The organism is Acinetobacter sp. AOR14_HL (genome assembly GCF_027855175.1).
In the GTDB taxonomy this organism is placed as follows: Bacteria; Pseudomonadota; Gammaproteobacteria; order Pseudomonadales; family Moraxellaceae; genus Acinetobacter; species Acinetobacter calcoaceticus.
Genome location: NZ_JAKTII010000008.1, coordinates 213019 through 234232, shown reverse-complemented (window position 1 = coordinate 234232; position 21214 = coordinate 213019). Strand labels below are relative to the sequence as shown.

General features: G+C 41.0%; 18 protein-coding genes. 3 read left to right on the top strand and 15 right to left on the bottom strand.

Annotated features, from left to right (window positions below; all coding sequences use genetic code 11):
- Nucleotides 1–3: 3 nt before the first annotated feature.
- Nucleotides 4–2703, top strand: coding sequence for a translation initiation factor IF-2 (gene infB / locus MKL38_RS09385; protein ID WP_005037181.1), 2700 nt, complete (start codon nt 4–6; stop codon nt 2701–2703).
- Nucleotides 2703–3104 carry a ribosome-binding factor A gene (locus tag MKL38_RS09380; protein WP_003654587.1) on the top strand — a complete coding sequence of 134 codons (402 nt, stop codon included), beginning with the start codon at nt 2703–2705 and terminating at the stop codon, nt 3102–3104. The genes infB and MKL38_RS09380 overlap by 1 nt, the downstream gene beginning before the upstream one ends.
- A 60-nt stretch (nt 3105–3164) precedes the next feature.
- On the opposite strand, the gene MKL38_RS09375 is transcribed toward MKL38_RS09380, so the two are convergent.
- The 15 genes from MKL38_RS09375 to MKL38_RS09305 all read right to left on the bottom strand — a co-directional run bounded on the left by MKL38_RS09375 (nt 3165) and on the right by MKL38_RS09305 (nt 19569).
- On the bottom strand, nt 3165–3569 hold the full coding sequence (locus tag MKL38_RS09375; protein WP_005037179.1) for a Na+/H+ antiporter subunit G: 405 nt from the start codon (nt 3567–3569) through the stop codon (nt 3165–3167).
- Between the two features lie 12 nt (nt 3570–3581).
- Nucleotides 3582–3857, bottom strand: coding sequence for a monovalent cation/H+ antiporter subunit F (locus MKL38_RS09370; RefSeq protein WP_003654591.1), 276 nt, complete (start codon nt 3855–3857; stop codon nt 3582–3584).
- On the bottom strand, nt 3854–4381 hold the full coding sequence (locus tag MKL38_RS09365) for a Na+/H+ antiporter subunit E (RefSeq protein ID WP_270903124.1): 528 nt from the start codon (nt 4379–4381) through the stop codon (nt 3854–3856). Before MKL38_RS09365 ends, MKL38_RS09370 begins: the two co-directional genes overlap by 4 nt.
- 2 nt (nt 4382–4383) lie before the next feature.
- Nucleotides 4384–6195: a monovalent cation/H+ antiporter subunit D gene (locus MKL38_RS09360; protein ID WP_270903123.1), complete on the bottom strand. Its 1812-nt coding sequence runs from the start codon at nt 6193–6195 to the stop codon at nt 4384–4386.
- A complete protein-coding gene (locus MKL38_RS09355) occupies nt 6195–6563 on the bottom strand; it encodes a Na+/H+ antiporter subunit C (RefSeq protein WP_003654595.1) in 369 nt (122 codons plus the stop codon). The genes MKL38_RS09360 and MKL38_RS09355 overlap by 1 nt, the downstream gene beginning before the upstream one ends.
- Nucleotides 6560–9412 carry a monovalent cation/H+ antiporter subunit A gene (locus tag MKL38_RS09350; RefSeq protein WP_132071010.1) on the bottom strand — a complete coding sequence of 951 codons (2853 nt, stop codon included), beginning with the start codon at nt 9410–9412 and terminating at the stop codon, nt 6560–6562. The genes MKL38_RS09355 and MKL38_RS09350 overlap by 4 nt, the downstream gene beginning before the upstream one ends.
- 315 nt (nt 9413–9727) lie before the next feature.
- Complete coding sequence (locus MKL38_RS09345; protein ID WP_270903122.1) at nt 9728–11119, bottom strand: AAA family ATPase; 1392 nt, start codon at nt 11117–11119, stop codon at nt 9728–9730.
- Nucleotides 11120–11142: 23 nt separating this feature from the next.
- Entirely contained in the window at nt 11143–12645 is a 1503-nt protein-coding gene (locus MKL38_RS09340; RefSeq protein WP_004640865.1) for a UvrD-helicase domain-containing protein, read from the bottom strand.
- Between the two features lie 9 nt (nt 12646–12654).
- Nucleotides 12655–13428 carry a bifunctional phosphoribosyl-AMP cyclohydrolase/phosphoribosyl-ATP diphosphatase HisIE gene (hisIE, locus tag MKL38_RS09335; RefSeq protein WP_270903121.1) on the bottom strand — a complete coding sequence of 258 codons (774 nt, stop codon included), beginning with the start codon at nt 13426–13428 and terminating at the stop codon, nt 12655–12657.
- 162 nt (nt 13429–13590) lie between these two features.
- Complete coding sequence (locus MKL38_RS09330) at nt 13591–13989, bottom strand: VOC family protein (protein WP_005037163.1); 399 nt, start codon at nt 13987–13989, stop codon at nt 13591–13593.
- Between the two features lie 26 nt (nt 13990–14015).
- Entirely contained in the window at nt 14016–15329 is a 1314-nt protein-coding gene (locus tag MKL38_RS09325) for an FAD-dependent oxidoreductase (RefSeq protein ID WP_270903120.1), read from the bottom strand.
- 125 nt (nt 15330–15454) lie between these two features.
- Nucleotides 15455–17074: an ABC1 kinase family protein gene (locus MKL38_RS09320; protein WP_151743568.1), complete on the bottom strand. Its 1620-nt coding sequence runs from the start codon at nt 17072–17074 to the stop codon at nt 15455–15457.
- Between the two features lie 12 nt (nt 17075–17086).
- The gene (locus MKL38_RS09315; RefSeq protein ID WP_270903119.1) at nt 17087–17755 is read right to left on the bottom strand and encodes a ubiquinone biosynthesis accessory factor UbiJ; all 669 of its coding nucleotides are present in this window, start codon (nt 17753–17755) and stop codon (nt 17087–17089) included.
- An 11-nt stretch (nt 17756–17766) separates the two neighbouring features.
- Entirely contained in the window at nt 17767–18714 is a 948-nt protein-coding gene (gene ubiE / locus MKL38_RS09310) for a bifunctional demethylmenaquinone methyltransferase/2-methoxy-6-polyprenyl-1,4-benzoquinol methylase UbiE (RefSeq protein WP_004640878.1), read from the bottom strand.
- Nucleotides 18715–18861: 147 nt separating this feature from the next.
- Nucleotides 18862–19569 (bottom strand): FFLEELY motif protein, encoded by a 708-nt coding sequence (locus MKL38_RS09305; RefSeq protein ID WP_209831466.1) that lies wholly within the window; start codon nt 19567–19569, stop codon nt 18862–18864.
- 209 nt (nt 19570–19778) lie between these two features.
- Here MKL38_RS09305 and pap point away from each other — a divergent pair, with 209 nt between their 5' ends.
- On the top strand, nt 19779–21197 hold the full coding sequence (gene pap / locus MKL38_RS09300; RefSeq protein WP_270903118.1) for a polyphosphate:AMP phosphotransferase: 1419 nt from the start codon (nt 19779–19781) through the stop codon (nt 21195–21197).
- Nucleotides 21198–21214: the final 17 nt, after the last annotated feature.

Sequence of the window (21214 nt, the reverse complement as noted above, 5' to 3'; positions counted from 1 at the left end):
AATATGACGGACAAGTCGATTAAAGAGTTAGCTCTCAGTGTAGAACGTCCTGTTGAGAAGCTCCTAGAACAGGCTCGTGAAGCAGGTTTGCCTCAACGTACAGCAGACGATATTATTACCACTGAACAACAGGATACTTTAGTCAATCATTTGAAAAAAGTGCATGGTCAGGAAAGTGGTAACACAGGAAAAATTGCGTTGAAACGTAAAACAACCAGTACCGCTAAAGTTGCAAGTACTTCAGGTAAAGCAAAAACAATTAACGTAGAAGTACGTAAAAAACAGGTTTTTGCTAAACCAAACCCTGAACAAATTGCAGCTGAAGCTAAAGCACGTGCAGAAGCTGAAGCTAAAACACGTGTAGAACAGCAAACGCGTGACACTGCACAGCAAAACGCGCGTCTTCAAACAGAGCAAAAAGCAAAAGCAACTTTAGATGCTATGCGTGCTGCTCATCAACAAGATAGCGCTGCACAAACAGCTCCTAAAGCTGCTGTAGTCGTGAAAAGACGTGGTGGTGGTACAGTAAAACCTGCACCAAAACCAGCAGAAACATTAGAGCAAAAGAAAGCGCGTGAAGCACAAACAGCTCAGTTAAAAGCAACTGAAGAAGCTGCGCGTCGTAAAGCGGCTGAAGAAGCTCAGCAACGTACACTTGAACAAATGCGCAAAATGGCGTCTAAGTATTCAAATGACGAAGCTACTACTACAATTCGTGTGATTGATGATTCTCCACTTGCTTCAGGTCTAGTTGGCCAAGCTTATGAAGATTCATTTAAGCAAGAAGACCGTGAAATTAAACGCGGTGGCGCAACCACTAACCCACGTGCGGGTAAAAAAGGTGGTCGTCGTGGTCAAGAAGAGCAAAGTTTTGTTAACCATAACAAACGCGGTTTAAAATCAAGCCAAGCAAATAAGCATGGATTTGAAAAGCCAGTTAAAAAGCAAGTTTATGATGTAGAAATCGGTTCAAGCATTGTTGTTGCCGATCTTGCTCAAAAAATGGCGATTAAAGTACGTGAAGTTATCAAATCACTTATGAAAATGGGTGAGTTGGTTAATCAAGAACAAGCTATTGATCAAGATATAGCAGCACTTGTTGTTGAAGAAATGGGCCATAACCCTGTTTTAGTTTCTGATACACAAGCGGAAGATAACTTGCTTGAAGCGGCTGAAGAAGCACGTGGTGAGCAAACAACTCGTCCGCCAGTTGTTACCATTATGGGTCACGTTGACCATGGTAAAACATCATTGCTTGACCGTATCCGTCGTTCGAAAGTGGCGGCAGGTGAAGCAGGTGGTATTACCCAGCATATTGGTGCATATCACGTTGAAACAGACAAAGGAATCATTACATTCCTTGATACACCGGGACATGCTGCGTTTACTTCAATGCGTGCACGTGGTGCTAAAGCAACGGATATCGTTGTATTGGTTGTTGCAGCAGATGACGGTGTAATGCCACAAACTGCAGAAGCAATTGACCATGCGCGTGCAGCAGGTACTCCAATTATTGTTGCAATCAACAAAATGGATAAAGAATCTGCTGATGTAGACCGTGTGTTAAATGAATTAACAACGAAACAAATCGTTCCAGAAGAATGGGGTGGTGATGTTCCGATTGCTAAGGTTTCTGCTCACAGTGGACAAGGTATTGATGAACTCCTTGATTTAATTCTTATTCAATCAGAATTGATGGAATTAAAAGCATCTGCTGAAGGTGCTGCACAAGGTGTTGTTATTGAAGCGCGTGTTGATAAAGGCCGTGGTGCAGTAACTTCTATTCTTGTTCAAAACGGTACATTAAACATTGGTGACCTTGTTCTTGCAGGTTCATCATATGGTCGTGTCCGTGCAATGTCTGATGAAAATGGTAAGCCTATTAAATCAGCAGGACCATCTATTCCGGTAGAAATTCTGGGTCTTCCAGATGCTCCAATGGCAGGTGATGAAGTTCTTGTTGTAAATGACGAGAAGAAAGCACGTGAAGTTGCTGATGCTCGTGCTGACCGTGAACGTCAAAAACGTATTGATCGTCAAAGCGCAATGCGTCTTGAAAATATCATGTCGTCAATGGGCAAAAAAGATGTTCCTACTGTGAACGTTGTTTTAAGAACAGACGTACGTGGTACTTTAGAAGCATTGAATGCAGCTTTACATGAATTATCGACTGATGAAGTAAAAGTTCGTGTAATTAGTTCGGGTGTTGGCGCGATTACTGAGTCTGATGTGATTCTTGCTGAATCTTCAGAAGCTGTATTGTTAGGCTTTAACGTTCGTGCTGATACGACTGCTCGTCAGAGAAGTGACCAAGACGGTATCGATATTCGTTACTACAGCATCATCTATGAATTAATTGATGATGTGAAAGATGCCATGAGCGGTAAACTTGCTCCTGAACATCGTGAAACTATCTTGGGTGTTGCTGAAGTACGTGAAGTATTCCACTCAAGCAAGTTTGGTGCAGCAGCAGGCTGTATGGTACTTGAAGGTGTATTGCATCGTAATAAACCGATTCGCGTATTACGTGATGACGTGGTTGTGTTCCAAGGCGAGCTTGAATCTCTTCGTCGTTATAAAGAAGTGGTTGAAGAAGTTCGTGCCGGTATGGAATGTGGTCTTGCGGTGAAAGGTTATAAAGACATCAAAGTGAAAGATAAAATTGAAGTCTATGATGTTCAATTGATTAAACGGAGTCTTTAATGGCGGGTAGCCAACGCTTAAAGCGCATGGCGGATTCAGTGCAACGTGAGTTGTCTGAGCTGATCCGTCAGGAGCTTAAAGATCCTCGCTTAGGTGGTCTAGTGACCATCTCTGCGGTGAAAGTCAGTGCAGACATGGGTTATGCTGAAGTTTATGTCACTGTAATGGGACGTGAGCTTGGTGATGAGCAAAGTGAAGCAGCAAATAAAGAAACTTTAGATGTATTAAATAAAGCTTCTGGTTTCTTGCGTCATGAATTGAGTCGTCGTATCAAGACACGTATTACGCCAAGATTGCGTTTCCATTATGACAAGACTAATGCCTATGGTAACTATATGTTTGGTCTGATCGAAAAAGCGGTAAATGATTTACCGAAACGCGAGTCAGATGACGAACAGTAATATAAATTAAAAATAAAAAAGCCACCTTCGGGTGGCTTTTTTATTGGTTGTCTTTTTTCCCTATTCTTTAGGAGGGTCCATAGGTGGTTTATTTTGTGAGAAACGCTGTCCAATTTTATAACGATCCCAAGGCAAAGGGCGTTCAATTGCTTCAGGAACTTCTCCACTAAGCGAGCGCAAACGTAAATGTAGCGCAGCTTGAGCAATTAAATTTGCTGAAACCGGTGCGGTAATAAAAGCTAAAAGTGTGATCAGTAGCTCGGCAAAACCAAAGCGGCCTTGAAAAGCAAAAAAGATCATGGAAGCAATCAAGAAGCTGCCTAATCCTAACGTACTCGATTTTGTGGGTGCATGTAAGCGCATGAATAAGTCAGGTAAGCGGACCATACCAATTGAGCCGACTAACATAAAGAAAGCGCCAAAAACCAGAAAGACCGAAACAATAATTTCCATTACAAACTGCATTTTGATCTCTCCTTAATCGACAACATGACCGGTTGTGAAGTAACGAGCTAAAGCTGCTGTAGACACAAAGCCTAGCATAGCAACCAGTAAAGCTCCTTCAAATAAAGAAGTTGTCATCCAGTAAATGCCTAAAACAACAATGAGGCAAATCGCATTTAAGAAGAGAGTATCGAGTGCTAAAAGACGGTCTACAATTGATGGACCGATTACCATTCGGAAAAGGCAAAGTAGCATAGAGATTGTAATGGCAATTAAGCTAATACCTAGAGCATAGGGTAGGATTGTCATACACTTGTCTCCGTTTCGCTTTTTACATCAAAAATTTCCATAAGTGGAATTTCATAGCGTTGTTTGATGTCTTGAATGTCAGATTCGGTATCATCCGTGCTCAAGGCGTGAACCAAAATATCTCCACGTTCCTGATCAATACCAGCAGAAACAGTACCAGGCGTTGTCGTAATGATCATCGCCAGTAATGTATTGACTTGCTCATGTTCAGTTTCTAGTGGCACACGATACCATTTAGGGTGCAATTTTTTTGTAGGCCCTAAAACAAGCTTTGCTATTCTAAAGTTAGAAATAATAATATCCCAAAGAACTACAAAGCATAGTTTAACTGCGGGTTTCCAGTGAATATGTGGCGTTCGGGCAATAAATGGTTTGACTAAACGAGGAATAATCAAACCCAGAAGTGCAGCTGTCAGAAGGTCACTGGCATCAAGACTATGTGCCAGCATGAGCCAAAACAAAACAATAAGAACTGAAACAAATGGATGTGGAAACCAGCGTTCAAGCAAATGAGATAACTGCATTGTTATGGCTCCATAGGTTTCAATTGACTTTCATCAACAATGGTAGGCGTTTGTAGTTTGTCCTGTTGTTGAATTTGTCGATGTTTATATTCAGAAATATGTTCACCATTAAAGGTATCTTTCGAAATAATATCAGGAATGAGGTAGGCATTATGATCTTCAACTTCACCACCATATTTAGTTTCTGGTAGGTAAGCGGGATCAAAGGGTTGCACGCTGATAAATTCACCATTTTGATCCACTTTAAGAATCGTGCGTTGGTAAAGCGTATGGTCTTGAATTTGCTGGGCAGTACTTAATGTGTAATGTTGAATAGGTGCAGCAAATACCACATAAGCCATTAAACCAGCAAGTAACACATAGATGACTTTATCATTACGTGGTGGTGCTCGTTCTGGTAAAGCCTGATAAAGAATATAAGCGGGATGAATTGGATCTTGTTCAGGAGGTGTTGCTCGCCAGAACAAGATAAAACCAACACGTGTGAGAGCAATAATACTTAATAGGCTTACAACAAGTACCACCCCAATGATCCATGCTTGATAGCTGGTTTCAACTGTCGCTTGTAAAATGAATACTTTTCCGAGAAAACCACTAAAAGGTGGTAAGCCAGCCATCACCATCGCAATGATGAAATAAGTAAATGCAGCAGCTTTTTCTTGTTTGATTCTTGGGGCAACTTTTAAATGATCTTTAAAATCTCCACGTTGTGAGGTTATCCATCCACAAAATAGATAAAAAGCTGCTCCAATCAGCGTACTGTGCACTAAGTAATATAATGCGCCAGACCATGCTTGTGTATTCGACATTGCAATAGCTATGAGCAAGGTGCCAATTGAAGAAAGCACCATAAACCCGACAAAGCGACGTAACCGATCTGCTCCAATTGCTGCAATCACTCCATAGAGTGAAGTAATCAAACCAATAGGAAGCAACCAGCTTTTCAAGATTTCTTGACTAAGCGCATCATCAAATACTGTTCCATTCACACGCAAAATCGAATATATACCGACCTTGGTCATAATGGTGAAAATTGCAGCCACAGGTGTACTTGCAACAGCATAAGTTTTTGGTAGCCAAAAACCTACAGGAAGCATAGCTGCTTTAATGCCAAACACGACAAATAAAAGTAAGGCACCTGCTACGGCTAATTTATGTTGATCTGCTTCGAGTGTCGGAATAAGACGTGAAACATCCGCCATGTTGAGGCTACCCACACTACCATAAATCATACCAAGGCCAATTAAGAATAGGGCAGAGGCTAAAAGATTGATAATGACGTAGTGAACACCCAGCTGAAAACGTGGCTTACCTTGTCCATGTAAAAGCAAAACATACGAAGCCATCAACAAGATTTCAAAAAAGACGAAAAGGTTGAATAAGTCGCCTGTTAGAAATGCACCACATAATCCCATTAATAAGAAATGAACCATGGCATGAAAGTAGCGACCACGGGTATCCCAATTGTCGCTTGCATACCATAACACTGGGACGACTAATGCATAGGTCAGTACCAGCATAAAAGCAGAAAGACGATCTAATACGAGTACAATGCCAAATGGTGCTGACCATTCACTCAGTTGGTAAATGGTAATCTGCCCCGTGCTTGCAAAGCTCAAATATACAATTGCGGTAATTAATCCAGCAATTGCGGAAATAAGACTAATGCCGCGACGCCATGGTTGTCGCCAGTCGTCTTTTAAAGCACCGGCTCCAGGGTTGCCGAGCAGTAATAATATAAAAGCAGTAAATGCCGGGATGAGAATGCTAAAAATAGGCGCATGTTCTTGCCAGAAAGATAAAAAATCAAACATTACGGCTCATCCTCGCGTGGGTCGTATGTTGGAGAGATGTCTTCTTTAGCATCAACATGATCACTACCTGACTCATAACGGCTACGCAGCGCCAGTTGTACAATAAAAGCGGTGGTTGCAAAACCGATCACAATGGCTGTTAACACCAGCGCTTGAGGAAGTGGATCGGTTATTTTTGTTGTCTCAGTTAAAATTGCTGGTGAGCTGATTTGTAATCGGCCCATAGCAAATAAAAATAGGTTTACAGCATAGCCAATTACCGCTAATCCAAGCACGACAGGGAAAGTACGAGCACGTAAAATCAGATAAATACCTGTGGCAACAAGTAAACCAATAGCAGAAGCCAATAAGAATTCTAAACTGATCATGATGATTCCTCCCGATGTGGTACTACAGGACCAGACATACTTGAGTGGCGAGAGTCTCCCAATACAGAGATGAGCAACATCGTTGCACCAACAACGGTGATATAAACGCCTAAGTCAAAACTTGCAGCTGAAGCCAAATGTAGTTTTCCTAAAATTGGTAATTCAACATACACGTGCGCGCTGGTGAGGAATGGGCGTAACCAGAACCATGCAGCTACACCAGTAAGCCCAGCAATTGTTAAACCTGAACCAATCCAGACTTCGTAAAGACGCCCTGATTTTGCTTTGAGTAATTGTTCAGTTTGGTCTTGACCTAGCGCAATATATTGGATGATTAACGCCATTGAGGTGATTAGACCTGCAATGAAGCCACCGCCTGGATAGTTATGGCCGCGCATGAAGATATAAACACTCACGACAAGCGCTAATGGCAATACCCAAGAGGCTGTAATACGGAACATGAGCGGAGATGGATTAAAACGGTAGGTGAGACCTTGGGTCATGGTTGTACCATGTACACGCATGCCATCCATGAGGCAAAGTGAACCAATAGCCGCAATTCCTAGTACCGTAATTTCACCAAAGGTATCGAAACCACGGAAGTCAACTAAAATGACATTTACAATATTTGAACCACCACCGAGTGGTAAAGATTGTTGGGCAAAGAACCATGAAATCGAATTATGATCACGGGTTAAAATCAGCCACGTAATCCAGCCTATCCCTAAGCCTCCAACAATGGCTAAAGCGGCATCTCTTAAACGTCTTGAGCGCAGAGATTCATAAGGCGTTAGTTGTGGAAGTAAAGATAAACTCATTAATAAAAGAACAGTGGTTACAACATCCACAGTAATTTGAGTCAATGCCAAATCTGGAGCTGACATGGTGACAAATACCATCGTTACAACCAGACCAATTGCCCCACTAATGAGGACTGCTTTAATACGTTCATGGTGGAACCATAGCATCATCCAGCAACCCGAGAATAAGGTTAGCCAGAGAACGACGGCAATCCATGGGGCATGAGTGAGTTCACGTGTGCCTGTGGTGAGCCCTTGATTAAGTAGCGGCATGGTTACCATGATGATGCTAAAAGCAATGATCAAGAACAAGTAACTTTGCAATGAGCCATTTTCAGTTTTTTGTTTGATTTTTCGGCTGGTGAGTAACAGATGTTTTAAAAATAAATCAAATAAAATACGGCCTTGTAATCTACCAAGACGTGGGTCAAGGTCAATTTTACGAATCATGCCATCTTTTGCCAAAGCAAAATAGAAGAGTGAGCCGCCCACTAAAGCAATAATACTCATAATGAGAGGAGCATTGAATCCGTGCCAGATTGCAAGATGAGTTCCTGCAAATTCTGGTTGCATCAAGCTTGCTCTCGTTACGCTATTGACCAGTGGTTCTACCAATAAAGAAGGTAGAATTCCAACCAAGATACATAGCACAGCAAGAAGAATGGCAGGCGCACGCATACCGATAGGTGGTTCATGTGCATCTTTATTTGGAACTTGTTTACCAATTGGACCGTCAAAAAACACGCCATGCACTAAGCGAATTGAATAACTTACTGCAAAGATACCAGCCAGAGTTGCAATAATGCTGGCAAAGATAACCGTTGAACCTGAAAGATTCGCCAATAGCTCGGTAAAGAACATCTCTTTAGAAATAAAGCCATTGGTGAGTGGTACCCCTGCCATAGAAGCAGCGGTGATCATGGTTAATGTGGCCGTGAAAGGAAGTAATTGCCAAATACCACTGAGTTTTCGAAGATCACGTGTACCAGTTTCATGGTCAATAATCCCTGCAAGCATAAACAGGGCTGCTTTAAATGTCGCATGGTTAATAATATGAAAAATGGCAGCAGCAACTGCTAAAGGCGAACCGATACCTAGTAAACAGACAATAAGACCTAAATGGCTAATTGTTGAATAGGCGAGCAAACCTTTTAAGTCTTCTTTGAAAATGGCAAAACATGCGGCCATACAAAGTGTAAATAGGCCGACAAACGTCACGATATTGTGATAGATCGCAGCGCCTACAAAAATTGGCAGTAAGCGGGCAAGCAGAAAGATCCCAGCTTTTACCATGGTTGCAGAGTGCAGGTAGGCAGACACCGGAGTGGGCGCAGCCATTGCGTTGGGTAACCAAAAATGAAATGGAAACTGAGCACTCTTCGTAAATGCACCAAGCAAAATAAGCAATAACATTGGAATAAATAGGGAATGGGCTTGAATGGCATCTTTCATGCCCATGATGTCATTAATTTCATAGGTTCCAGTGATTTGTCCTAATAGAACAAATCCACCCAATAACGCCAAACCGCCCATCCCTGTAATGGTGAGTGCCATTCGAGAGCCGCGTTGAGCAGCTTCATAATGACTCCAGTAACCCACTAATAAAAAAGATGAAATACTGGTGAGCTCCCAAAAGACTAATAAAATAATAAGATTATTAGAGAGCGAAATACCCAGCATTGCTGCCATAAACAGCATGAGTAAAGCATATAGTTTGCTTAAAGAATTTTTAGGGCCAAGATAGTAGTAGGCGTATATATAAATGAGTGTACCGATACCGGTAATAAGTAGAGAAAATAGTAAACCAAGAGCATCGAGTCTGAAGCTTAGATTAATTCCTAATTGAGGTAACCAATCCCAGCTCTGTTGAATGCTTGCACCACCAAGCACAGTTTTTGCTTGAGCCAGTAATAAACCAAAACTGGTTAAACTGACTCCGATTGCCCCTAAAGCCGTTACTCCACGCGAGAACCGTTGAAGCAATGAAACAAGGGTGGTGCCTAATATTAACGGTAATAAGATAATTATCGGTAGCACACTCGTATCCATATGTGATTTAGGCCGAGACCTAAAAGTGAAATTTTAATTTCAGAACAGATAGGAATTCAAAGAGATTTCCAAGGCTTGTATTCTGAAAAGCCCAACCAAATTAGAAAAATAAAGCGAGAAACAAGTTGTATTGCGCAACCTGAGGAATAAAAACGCAAAATGAAATTTATTGTACACTAAAAAAGCAGTAAAAATCTGAAGTTATTACATGTAGTAACAACATCTAGTGATTTTAGAGCTTAAAAATCCTGCTTAAACTCTATATTGTGTGAGGCCGAATTTCACTATAAAAATAGAGTAAATGGGTCATAAAATTTAAGCAGAAGGGCTTTCTTCTGGTGTGTCTCCAGCATGAATCATGCGGAGCAATTCATTTTTTTGTTGCTCATTTAGATTTTGGATTTGCTGAAATAAAACACCAATTTGTGCTGGAGATGGTGTTGGATCAATTAAGCTAAGAGGTTGTGCCTCTATAGACTGCATTAATGGTTCGCTTCTTTGCAGCAATGTATAGATGTTTTCAAGCTGTTGCTTAGTTGTATTTAAATCAAGGTGGCTAATTTTACCATTTTCTAATTTTAAACATTGATAGTTGGAAGCATGTTCAAGTAATTCCTCACGACTTCCTGTTGCAATAATTTGTAAGCGTGGGAATGCCTGATGAAGCCGATTCAAGATTTCTGTGCAATGTGTGGAGTCGAGCTGTGCATCAATTTGATCTATTAATAAAACCCCGTCACCTTCGAGGCAAGGATTTAAACTTAAGGGATTAAGTAAACAGAGTCTACGGGCTACATCGCCTACTAACGCAATCCAAGTTTTTGTGGTGTTGGAAAGCTGCTGAAACGGTAGGGTTTGACCTTCATAGTCAACCATGAGCTGGAGCCGAGGTTGATATTGCAAATATAGGTCTTTAAGTTCAGGTAGAACAATATTTAATGCATTTTTCAGTGCATAAAGATTCGGGGAGGTGAGCTGTTTAGGTTGCCCTGATAACTCTTTTTGAAGCTCATTTAATAGTTCTGTCTGGTCTTGCTGTTCTGATTGTCTAGAAATAATACGTTGTACGAGATGTGCAGCTTGGGCATTTTCGATATCACTAATTTCGCGTAGCCATTCAAAAAAACGGGTAAACGTTGTAAATGGTAGCGGGCTAATGTCATAGGCTGAAATGGATTGGGTAATGCCGGGTAAATTTTTATTCAGCAGATTAATATCATTTACAAATCGCTCGGCTGGGTAGTAAGCGACTAAGGGCAGTCCTTGTAGTGGATCTTTTTTTGTGACTTGCTGGTAAAGGGCCATAGTTTGATCAAGTTGCTGCGTTTCAACTTGGCTTATCCCAATGCCACTTGAATTTAGAGTTTTAAAAAGTTTCCAGCTACATAGTGAAGAATCCACCTGTTGGGCAGAGGTACTTTCAGGTAAATGGCCAATTTCTGGTGGAACTTGAATGGTCACTTCGATTCTTGATTGTAGGCGCGACTGAGTAATGTCTTGATCAGGCATGACAATACCAGGGCTACGTAAATCTTTAAGACGGGCAGGGAACCAAGTTAAAGCATGGTAAGTATGTTTGAGTAACATACTTTTACCAGTTGCTTGTTCACCTAAAATTAAGGTAATAGGCTGTTTTTCATATTGAAACTGTATTTTAAGATCGTGAAATAAAGCAATATGTTTAAATTGGATCGATTCAAGTTTCATAGGCTCACCTAAGTATGAGCGCTTCAACCAACCGATTGACGAAGACTTAAAGGCGCCCTTAGTTTTAATTGTTGTATCAGATCATAAAGATGATGGATATTTAGACTTACTTTAGCACGAGTACAGGCAACGTAAAGTAATCTTAACTCTTCATCTGTAATCTTGTGTTCTAAGCCATTAATTTTAAATTGATAGTCATCTTCAATATGAACACGGTTCCATTCTAACCCTTTCGCTTTGTGGGCTGTAGAGATGACATAATCAGCTTGCTCAATGGGTGTAATCTTTGCAAGTGCTTTCTTTAATGGGTCAGTCCCGTGATCATCAACCAATTTAACCAAAGGTTTAATGTCACTACCTTCATTGGTTTCACAGTATTCATGAACATCATGCCATGAATTGAACCATGCTAACTCAGGAACATCGGTGACACGTTTGCCTTGTTTCAAGAGGCTTGCAGCATCTACAAAACGGTTTAGTTTTTGATGGTCTGCTTGCAAACTCACCTTATCGCCATGAACTAAACCTGCCAACAAAAGTTCCATTGCACGGGCATTAGTGCGGCATAAAATTGCGTCACGCATTTTAGTGTGAGGTTTATTAACTACACTTGATTTCTGGTTCGGATTGCCAAGTAGAGGAACAGTCTCATTTAAGCCGCCCAGCAACGCATTGGCAACGTCAGCAATCGTTTCACCAAAACGAAAAGACGTGGTTAGACGAGATTCAGGTAATGGTAATTGCTGCATAGCATTAATTGCGCCACGCCATGCATAAATTTGCTGATGAGCATCGCCCACATAAATGACCTGCGTATTTTTTTGTCGAAGCAAAATACCCAGCATTAAAGGGTCGGCATCTTGTGCTTCATCAAATAACACATAATCACTAGGAATGTTCGGTTCAGATAATGCCCAAAGTTTAAGGTAAATATCATGGCCAATTCCGGCTTGATGATTCGGGTCAATCGACTCTAGCCAACGACGTTCCACAGCAGGATAAAGATGCTTTTGTAATTCGATAATATCATCTGGATGTAACCAATTCGGTGCTTGAATATGGCGAGGTGCAGGGTATTGAGAACTCGTTGAACAGAAGTAACCCACCGCATTTGCGACAAGACTTGCTAGTCGGCTTGGCATTAAGACATATTTCTCGTAACGCCCACCCATCATGCGTCGTAAAGTAATCGGTTCTAGTCGATATTCTTTAGCAATAAAACTTGGACTTAAGCGCGGTAGACGTAATTTGTCAGTTACACCACGGGGCACACTACGAAAGGCAAGTGAGTGAAAAGTACGGCAGTCGACATTGCGATGAAATTTGTTTTGGGCTTCACCAGCAATCGCTTTGTTAAAGGCCAAATACATACCGCGCCGCTCAGGCATGGCATCGCTAATCATTTGTAAAGTAGTGGTTTTACCTGTACCCGCATAGGCAATCACTTTAAATGATTGCCCAAGACGTGCGTTGTCTATGGCAATTGCTTGCTCATAGGTAGCTTTAGGTTTTTCAATATTCGACACTGAGTGATTTTATACCTTGTTGCGGTTAGCTTTTTCAACTAAACCAGATAAACCCTGACGACGAGCTAATTCGTCAATAATAAGTTGTGGATTAAGATCGAAATAACCCAACATGACAATAGTATGGAACCACAAATCAGCTGTTTCATAAACGAGATCGTTTAAGTGAGCTTCTGAATCTTGAACTGCAAAATCTTTAGCGGCAATAATGGTTTCTACACTTTCTTCGCCGACTTTTTCTAAAATTTTATTGATGCCTTTTTTATAGAGGCTGGCAACATAAGAGGTATCTGCTTCAGCTTGCTTACGCTCTTGCATCAATTGACCTAAATGAGCAAGTACATCAACTTGTTCAGTGGTGTGGGTGTGATCGTGAGCTTCTGTTTTAGCATTTTCACCGTAAATTGCAGTAGGGTCTTTTAACTGTGCATCGACAATTTCCCAACCTTGTGGGGTAAGTTTACGGTAGAAACAAGACTCACGACCTGTATGACATGCAATACCGCCGTGCTGTTCAATTTGTAACACAATGACATCGGCATCGCAGTCCAGACGAATTTCATAAACTGTTTGGAAATGGCCTGATTCTTCACCCTTGTGCCAGAGTTTTTGGCGAGAGCGAGAGAAGTAAACGGCCTGATTTTTTTCCGCTGTTAGCGCGAGTGCTTCACGGTTCATCCAAGCCACCATCAAAATGCGTCCGGTTTGATGATGTTGAGCAATGGCAGGGATAAGACCTTGTTCGTTAAATTTTACTTCATCGAGCCATTGCGTGTTATTCATGAGGAATCACCAAAGAAATATGAACTATAAATTGATTTAAGTCAGATGCTAAAAAATAGCTTGTATAGTGTACGGCATGAACGTCACTTTGCGGAAAAATTCTTTACGCTTTTTCTCTGTGCAAGACTAACAAACAGCTTATATTCATTACTTGTCAGTACGTTATTTAGATATTTCTGAAGTGAGAATATTGGAAATCTCAATCAAATTTTGATCTGGATCACGTATATAAACTGAGAGAATAGGGTGCATTGCACCAGTACGTTCAACGGGGCCTTCTTCAATTTGAATATTTAACTGATTAAGGTGTCCAACTACTTCTGAAATGGGAGTATCTGAAATAAAACACAGATCGGCAGATCCAGGAGTCGGTTGTAATGCCTTAGGTTCAAATTCTTTGCCTAGTTGATGCAAATTAATTTTTTGATGCCCAAACTTTAAGGCTTTTCTATCACCTTTAAACGTAATGACTTCAAACCCTAATACTGTTTGATAGAAATTACAGGTGTTTTCAATATCTGCAACGGTTAAAACGAGATGATCAAGGTGGCTGATTTTCATATATAACTCGCTATTCTTCTGTGAGGTTAATAGTCGGGAAGAGATTCACTTTTTGAATTAAGTGCATTTTCTTTTTCGCAATATTGAGCAATTTTCTGATAATCAAGTTGTTGAAATGGAGCTGTTTTTAAGCCAGAAACTGTGATTGCCATTTCTTTTCGCAAATAAGGGATCTGATACATCCAAGGGAAAACGAGATCTCTTAAACCTCCCGCCCACCAATGGTCAGATTGATAAAGTGGTGTTAATAAGCGACTGAGGAATTGATAAAACTGGGTGGAAGAGCGGCGATGTTGATGATAGTGCTGCCAGAGGAGTGACCAATCAATATTTTGGTTCTTTTGGGCAAGTTGCAATGATTGAGAAAAAGCCCAAGCATCCAGTAAAGCCATATTTGCACCTTGTCCCAGTTGAGGGCTCATAGCATGAGCAGCATCACCAATAACACCAATTCGGCCTTGCCCAAATTGAGTCATCACCACATCACGGTATTGGGCAGATAGCCATTTAGGTTGAATTTGATTGTTGTACAAAATCTGTTTTAACCATTCTGCTACATCAGGCCAGCGCTCTGAAACTTGGTTTAACCAAGTCTGTTTTGACTGCTCATCTTTCAAAAATGTAGGTAATTGTGCAGTAGGTAGGCTCCAAAATACACTCGCAAGTCGTTGCTCGGGTGCAGAAGGGATTGCCCCTGTAGGTAAAATCCCCATCATGATTTTGGAGCGATCATAAAATTGATGCAGAATTTGGGGATTCAGTGCTAAACATTCAGGCACGATACTCCAAGCAGCACCCCATGGATAAGCTTGATCGACCTTTACCCATGCTTTTGGTCGCAATTGACTACGAGCGCCATTAGCAATTAAGACCGCATCAAAGCAATCATCAAACTTTTGGTTGTGATTAAAGCCAAAGACCCGAATTTCATTAGGGTGTTCTTCAAGTCTTTCAATTGTGTGGCTCATACGCCAAGTAATGTGACTTGAATATTGAGAAAGTTTTTGAGTAAGAACGTGACATAAAGTAGAACGGTGAATACCTAAACCATAAAGATTTGTTGAAGCTTCATGATAGTGACTATTTACTAAAAGGCGTTTATCAGGAAGTTGCCCTTCTAGACCTGTGACTTTTGCACCTAGTGTTAAGGCTTCATCAAGTACACCAAGATGCTCAAATACGGCTAACCCAGCAGGCTGTAGTAAAAGACCTGCACCTACCGGAGATAATTCATCAACTTGTTCAAAAATAGTCACATTATTGCCTTCGCGGGCGAGCAAAATCGCAGTTGCTAAACCTGCTGTACCAGCACCGATAATGGCAAAATGAGGTGTTTTCATTGTTTATTCTTTTGAAGTGTTTATAGGTTCAATTTAACAATGAACTTATCAGTGATCTAGAAAATTTTTTTAAAATTAAATTATTGTCATAGAAAAATCCCTTGCGATTGCAAGGGATTTAGAATTTATTTCAATATACGCCAAAGCGCTAATAAGCTACTCAGCACAATCAAAATAACCGAAACAAACCACGGGCTAATAATCGCGATGGTTAGTAAAATCAGCATAGTACTGCCGAACATCCAGCTGCGGCGTTGTTGATGTTCCATTTGCAAACGAAGTTGCTGCATTTCACGTAACTGACGGTCTTGCCAAGCAGACTGATTTTTTAAACCATTTAAACTATCAACAATTAAGCTTGGGAAATCTTGAGCACCTAAAAGCAGGTCAGGTAGTTGTTGTCCTAACTCTTTTATATTTTTGACTGGGTTCATGTTCGCTTTGACCCATTCAGTCAAAATTGGTTTTGCCAATTTCCAGATGTCGAGCTGCGGATAAAGATCGGTCCCTAGGCCTTCGACATGCACTAAAGTCTTTAGCAACAACATGAGTTGCGGTGGAATCTCTAAATGGAAGCGACGGGCAATATCCATCACTTGAATTAAGATGCCAGCAAAATCAAGTTGATCCATTGGTTTAGACACCATTGGTCCAACGGTACGACGCATTTCACGTGATAACGCATCTTGGTCTGTACCCGGTGGAATCCAGCCAGCTTGGTGCACAATTTGAATGAGCTGCATAAAGTTGCTGTTCATTACAGCAAGCAACATGCGGGCAATCGTCATCTGGTCATGCTTAGATAACTCACCCATAATCGCACAGTCCAATGCAATAAAGCGTGGATTGCTTGGGTTAATTGTTTCTACAAAGACATTGCCGGGGTGCATATCGGCATGGAAAAAGTTATCACGGAATACTTGCGTGAAGAAAATGGTTAATCCTTTTTCTGCAAGTTGTGCACGGTCCATGCCTAGACGGTCAAAAGTCGCCGTATCTGAAATAGGTACACCTGTAATCCGCTCTGCCACCATGACATCTTTGGTGTCCATGTAGACTTCAGGCACATACATCATGGTTGAGCCAGTAAAATAATGGCGCATACGACGGGTATTATCCGCCTCAATACTCAAGTCTAATTCATTTAAAATGATCTGGCGGTAGTCTTGAATAATTTCGCTTAAATGTAACGCACGAGCAGCTTCAAGGCGGCTTTCTAGCGTATTGCCTAACCACGCCAAAATTTCAAAGTCTTGCAAAATTTGGTTGCGAATGTCAGGGCGAGTCACTTTAATAACGACTTCACGACCATCGTGCAAAGCAGCAGTATGAACTTGCGCAATTGACGCAGCAGCTAATGGCTGGTCATCAAAGCGAGCAAACAAGGTATTTACATCTGCCTTTAATGAGTCCTGAATACGTTGCTTGGCAACATTGCTATCAAAAGGTTTTACCTGATCTTGAAGTAAGACCAATTGAGCGAGTATTTCAGGTGGAATCAAATCACGTCGGGTTGACAGTAATTGCCCAAGCTTAATTGCAAGCGGCCCCATCTCTTCCAAAGCTTCTTTGAGCTTTAAAGGATTTTTACGTTCACGACTAGACCATGCGGCTGGGTGCATTTTAATAACACTTAATGCACGTTGAGCTTTAACTGGTAATTCATCCGCAGGGAACAACGTATCGAGTCTATAGTGCGCTGCAATACGCCAAAGTTCGAGTAAACGTGAAACGTGCGGAATCATATACAGTCTTACCTAGTCTTGAGAGGGTTGTAGTTGTGCGTTGAGTTGCTGCAATCTTGCTTCTAGACGGTCAATGTCTTGATTAAGCTTGCGAGTTACTTGAGTTAAATCATCCATTTCCCAGCGAGGGGCAAATAGACCGCTATCTTCTTTTAATGCATCTTCAGCAAAAAACAGATGGCTTTGGAGAGAGCGTTTTAAATGTTTTGGTGCAAGTTGAATCTTGCCAATTTCGTGGGCAAGTTGAGGACCAACCCATCTTGATAAGTGCACAGCTAAATCTGGTTCAGCTTGTTGCATGATTTTTTGAATATCCTGTAACAGGTGATAATCACCTTGCAATGGGATATTGCCAATCTGATCTGGATCGCTGACCAATAGTTTGATCAACTCAATGACATCTTTAACATGCAAAGTTGCTGTAGCTTCAGAAATTTTGAACTGCTCATCAAAAGGGCGTTGTTCAAAAATAGAAGGCTTTTCACTATGCCCTGTTGCAGTAGGTTCAAGACGTACTTTTTCTTGGTCAAAGAAGACATCGACAGAAAGTTGCGGACTGTCGATTACGACACGCAACATTTTGCCCTGTAACTGATTAAGCTGAATGCGTGTAACCGCATCCAGATCGATCAGATGATGAATGATACGTTCGACTGCACCGAGTGCCAGAATCGACCACATATCGTTAACCCTTACAGTTTGAAGCCACGGTGAACGGCAACGATACCAGCAGTAAGGTTGTGATAGTCACAGTTCTGGAAGCCAGCATTTTCCATCATACCTTTTAAGGTGCGTTGGTCTGGATGCATACGAATTGATTCAGCCAAATACTTATAACTTTCTGAATCATTGGCAACTAATTTACCCATAATTGGTAAAGCAGTGAATGAGTAGAGGTCATAAAGTTTTGAGAATGGCTCAAATACAGGCTTAGAAAATTCAAGAATAAGCAAACGACCGCCTGGCTTCAATACACGGAACATAGAAGCAAGTGCTGCATCTTTATCAGTCACGTTACGTAAGCCAAAACTAATGGTGAGTAGATCAAAGCTGTTATCTGCAAAAGGCTCTAAAGTTTCTGCATTGGCAAGTACGAAGTCAACATTGGTACAGCCTGCATCAATTAAACGGTCACGGCCTACATTGAGCATAGATTCGTTAATGTCTGAAAGAACGACATGGCCTTGAGGACCAACTTCGCGGCTGAATACTTTCGCTAAATCGCCTGTACCACCAGCAATGTCCAACACATGTTGACCACGGCGTACACCTGACATGTTAATTGCAAAGCGTTTCCAAAGGCGGTGAATACCAAATGACATCAAGTCATTCATCAAGTCATATTTGCTTGCAACCGAATGGAAAACTTCTGCAACTTTTTGAGCTTTATCTTCAGTTTTAACAGTCGAGAAACCAAAGTGTGTGGTTTCTCCCACGTTGCCAGTATTGCCAGCACCACGCGGTAAATTGTATTTTGGTACAGAACCGTTAACCGGTGTATCAGTTAAGGTTTGTTGTAAAGTTTGTTGTTGCCCTTGAGGGGTACCTTGCGGTAAAGGTGAGCTTAGGAATGGGCTAACTTTGTCTGAACTTTGTGCCTGCTCAGTTGGAGATGTTGGCTTTTGGTTTTCGTTAGACATATTGTCTCTCCTAGACTCAAACTCAAGTGAAACGGAATAAGTTCTGCATGATGACAGATTTTGTCTATTTTTACAGGCATCATCATGCAAATATAATGAATAAAATCTCAACTTCGTAAGGTTGATTTTTTCTCTGTGCCGACCTTATCACACTCTAAACGGATTCGGATGCCCTGAATGTACATTTTCAATAATCTGGCGTTCTTTTTCAGTAAAAGTCTTGATAAACGTCTCGGCTGATTTTAATGGTTTCATCGCAGTAAAACCATCTTGGATAAAATCATACATCAACTCGAAGTGATATTTTTGGGCAATGCCTTTACACATTTTAAAAGCCGTAAACATCATAAATGAGCGCATATATTTATCGAGTGCTGTACCTAAATCATCAAGAAGAGCAAGTTGCTGATAACGAGCTTCTGACTGATCAAGTTTGGTTAGGGTTAAGCGCATGATTTCATCGGTTAATACCGTATCAGCTGGATAATCCTCAAGAAGCTGTATCGCCACTTGTTCATCAAGCTGAGTGGCAAGCACAGCCAAACTTACCGATTTAGTTCCAGTTTTAATCGCATTCTCAGGCAATACTTTTTCGGCTTTATGTGCATATTTCAATAGACGTTCAATTTGTGCTGCAAGGGCATCAAACTCTGGACCACCATATAAACGATTTAAAAAATACTGTGCCATGAGTTTATGTTCAGGCAAGTTGAAAAATTCATGATGTGTATCTTTCATCCGCTCTTTTAGCCATGTTTGTACATCTTGCAAACGTTGGGCAAGCACTGGATTATCGTGATAATTAAATGTTTTATATTGTTGTAAAAGTTCATCAAAAGCAGCGAGTTTAGACATGTAAGACTCTAATATTGGGCTATTTACAAAAAATCATAAGAGGCATTGTAACCTTGTACTATGGCGAGAAGATGTAAAAAAAATGATTCATGCGTCAATTTTTAGATGGAATTTGGTCGCAATGACATAATTTGTATAGCAATTCATCATTTAACCGCATAAGTTAAATATCAACGAAATTAAACAATAAATGATTAGAGCCGTGGACTATGAGTGAACAACAACCAAAATTTGAAATTCGAGATGAAGAACAACTTTCAGTCGATTTGATTGAAGCACAATATGCTCTAAAAGAAAGTCGAGGGAAGCCGAATGCTAAAAGTACACTCATTTTAATGAGTGGTATTGAACTGGCTGGAAAAGGGGAAGCGGTTAAGCAGCTTCGCGAGTGGTTAGACCCAAGATATTTACGAGTAAAAGCAGATGCGCCGCGTGTGCTGACAGATACAGAAGCATTTTGGCAATCTTATTCGGAGTTTATTCCTACCGAAGGTCAAATTGTGGTGATGTTTGGCAATTGGTATAGCGATTTGCTTGTTACGGCAACGCATGTGTCTGAACCTTTAGATGAGGCGCGATTTGATGCTTACGTTGAAAGTATGCGGGCATTCGAACAAGATTTGAAAAATAATTATGTGGATGTGGTCAAAGTCTGGTTCGACCTTTCATGGAAATCGCTGCAAAAACGTTTAGACAAAATTGACCCGTCAGAGCAACACTGGCATAAGCTCCACGGCCTAGACTGGCGTAATAAAAAACAATATGACACTTTGCAAAAGTTACGCCGCCGTTTTACCGACGATTGGTACATTATTGATGGCGAAGATGAAACACAACGCGATCAGTTTTTTGCTCAATACCTTTTGCAGCACATGCGTCAACTTCCTGACCATGAAACTGAAGTTAAAGGAAAATGGCAACAAGCTAAAATTCCAGAGAGTTTATTAAAACCTTCTAATGAGCCACTTGAAAAAGCTGAATATAAAAAAGAGCTCGATAAACTCAGCAAAAAAATTGCTGATGCAATGCGTTTCGATAAACGCAATGTCGTGATTGCTTTTGAGGGGATGGATGCCGCTGGTAAAGGTGGTGCAATTAAGCGAATTGTTAAAAACCTAGATCCGCGTGAATATGATATTCATTGTATTGGAGCACCTGAACGGTACGAGGCACGACATCCTTATTTATGGCGTTTCTGGAACCGTATTAATGAGGCTGAGAAAATCACGATCTTTGATCGGACGTGGTATGGGCGAGTACTCGTTGAACGTGTCGAAGGTTTTGCTTCGCCTTTAGAGTGGCAGCGTGCTTATGACGAAATTAATCGTTTTGAAAAAGATTTATTTGATAGTCAAACGATTGTAGTAAAAATTTGGCTGGCAATTAGTAAAGATGAACAAGAGCAACGTTTTAAAGCCAGAGAAGAGACACCGCATAAACGCTTTAAAATTACCGCAGAAGATTGGCGTAATCGTGATAAGTGGGACGATTATTTAAAAGCGGCAACAGATATGTTTGAGCGAACCAGTACTGAATACGCACCTTGGTATATTGTTGCAACTGATGATAAATATACTGCACGTCTAGAAGTATTAAAGGCAGTTTTAAAACAGCTGAGAGCAGATTAAGCTCTCAGCCATAAGGT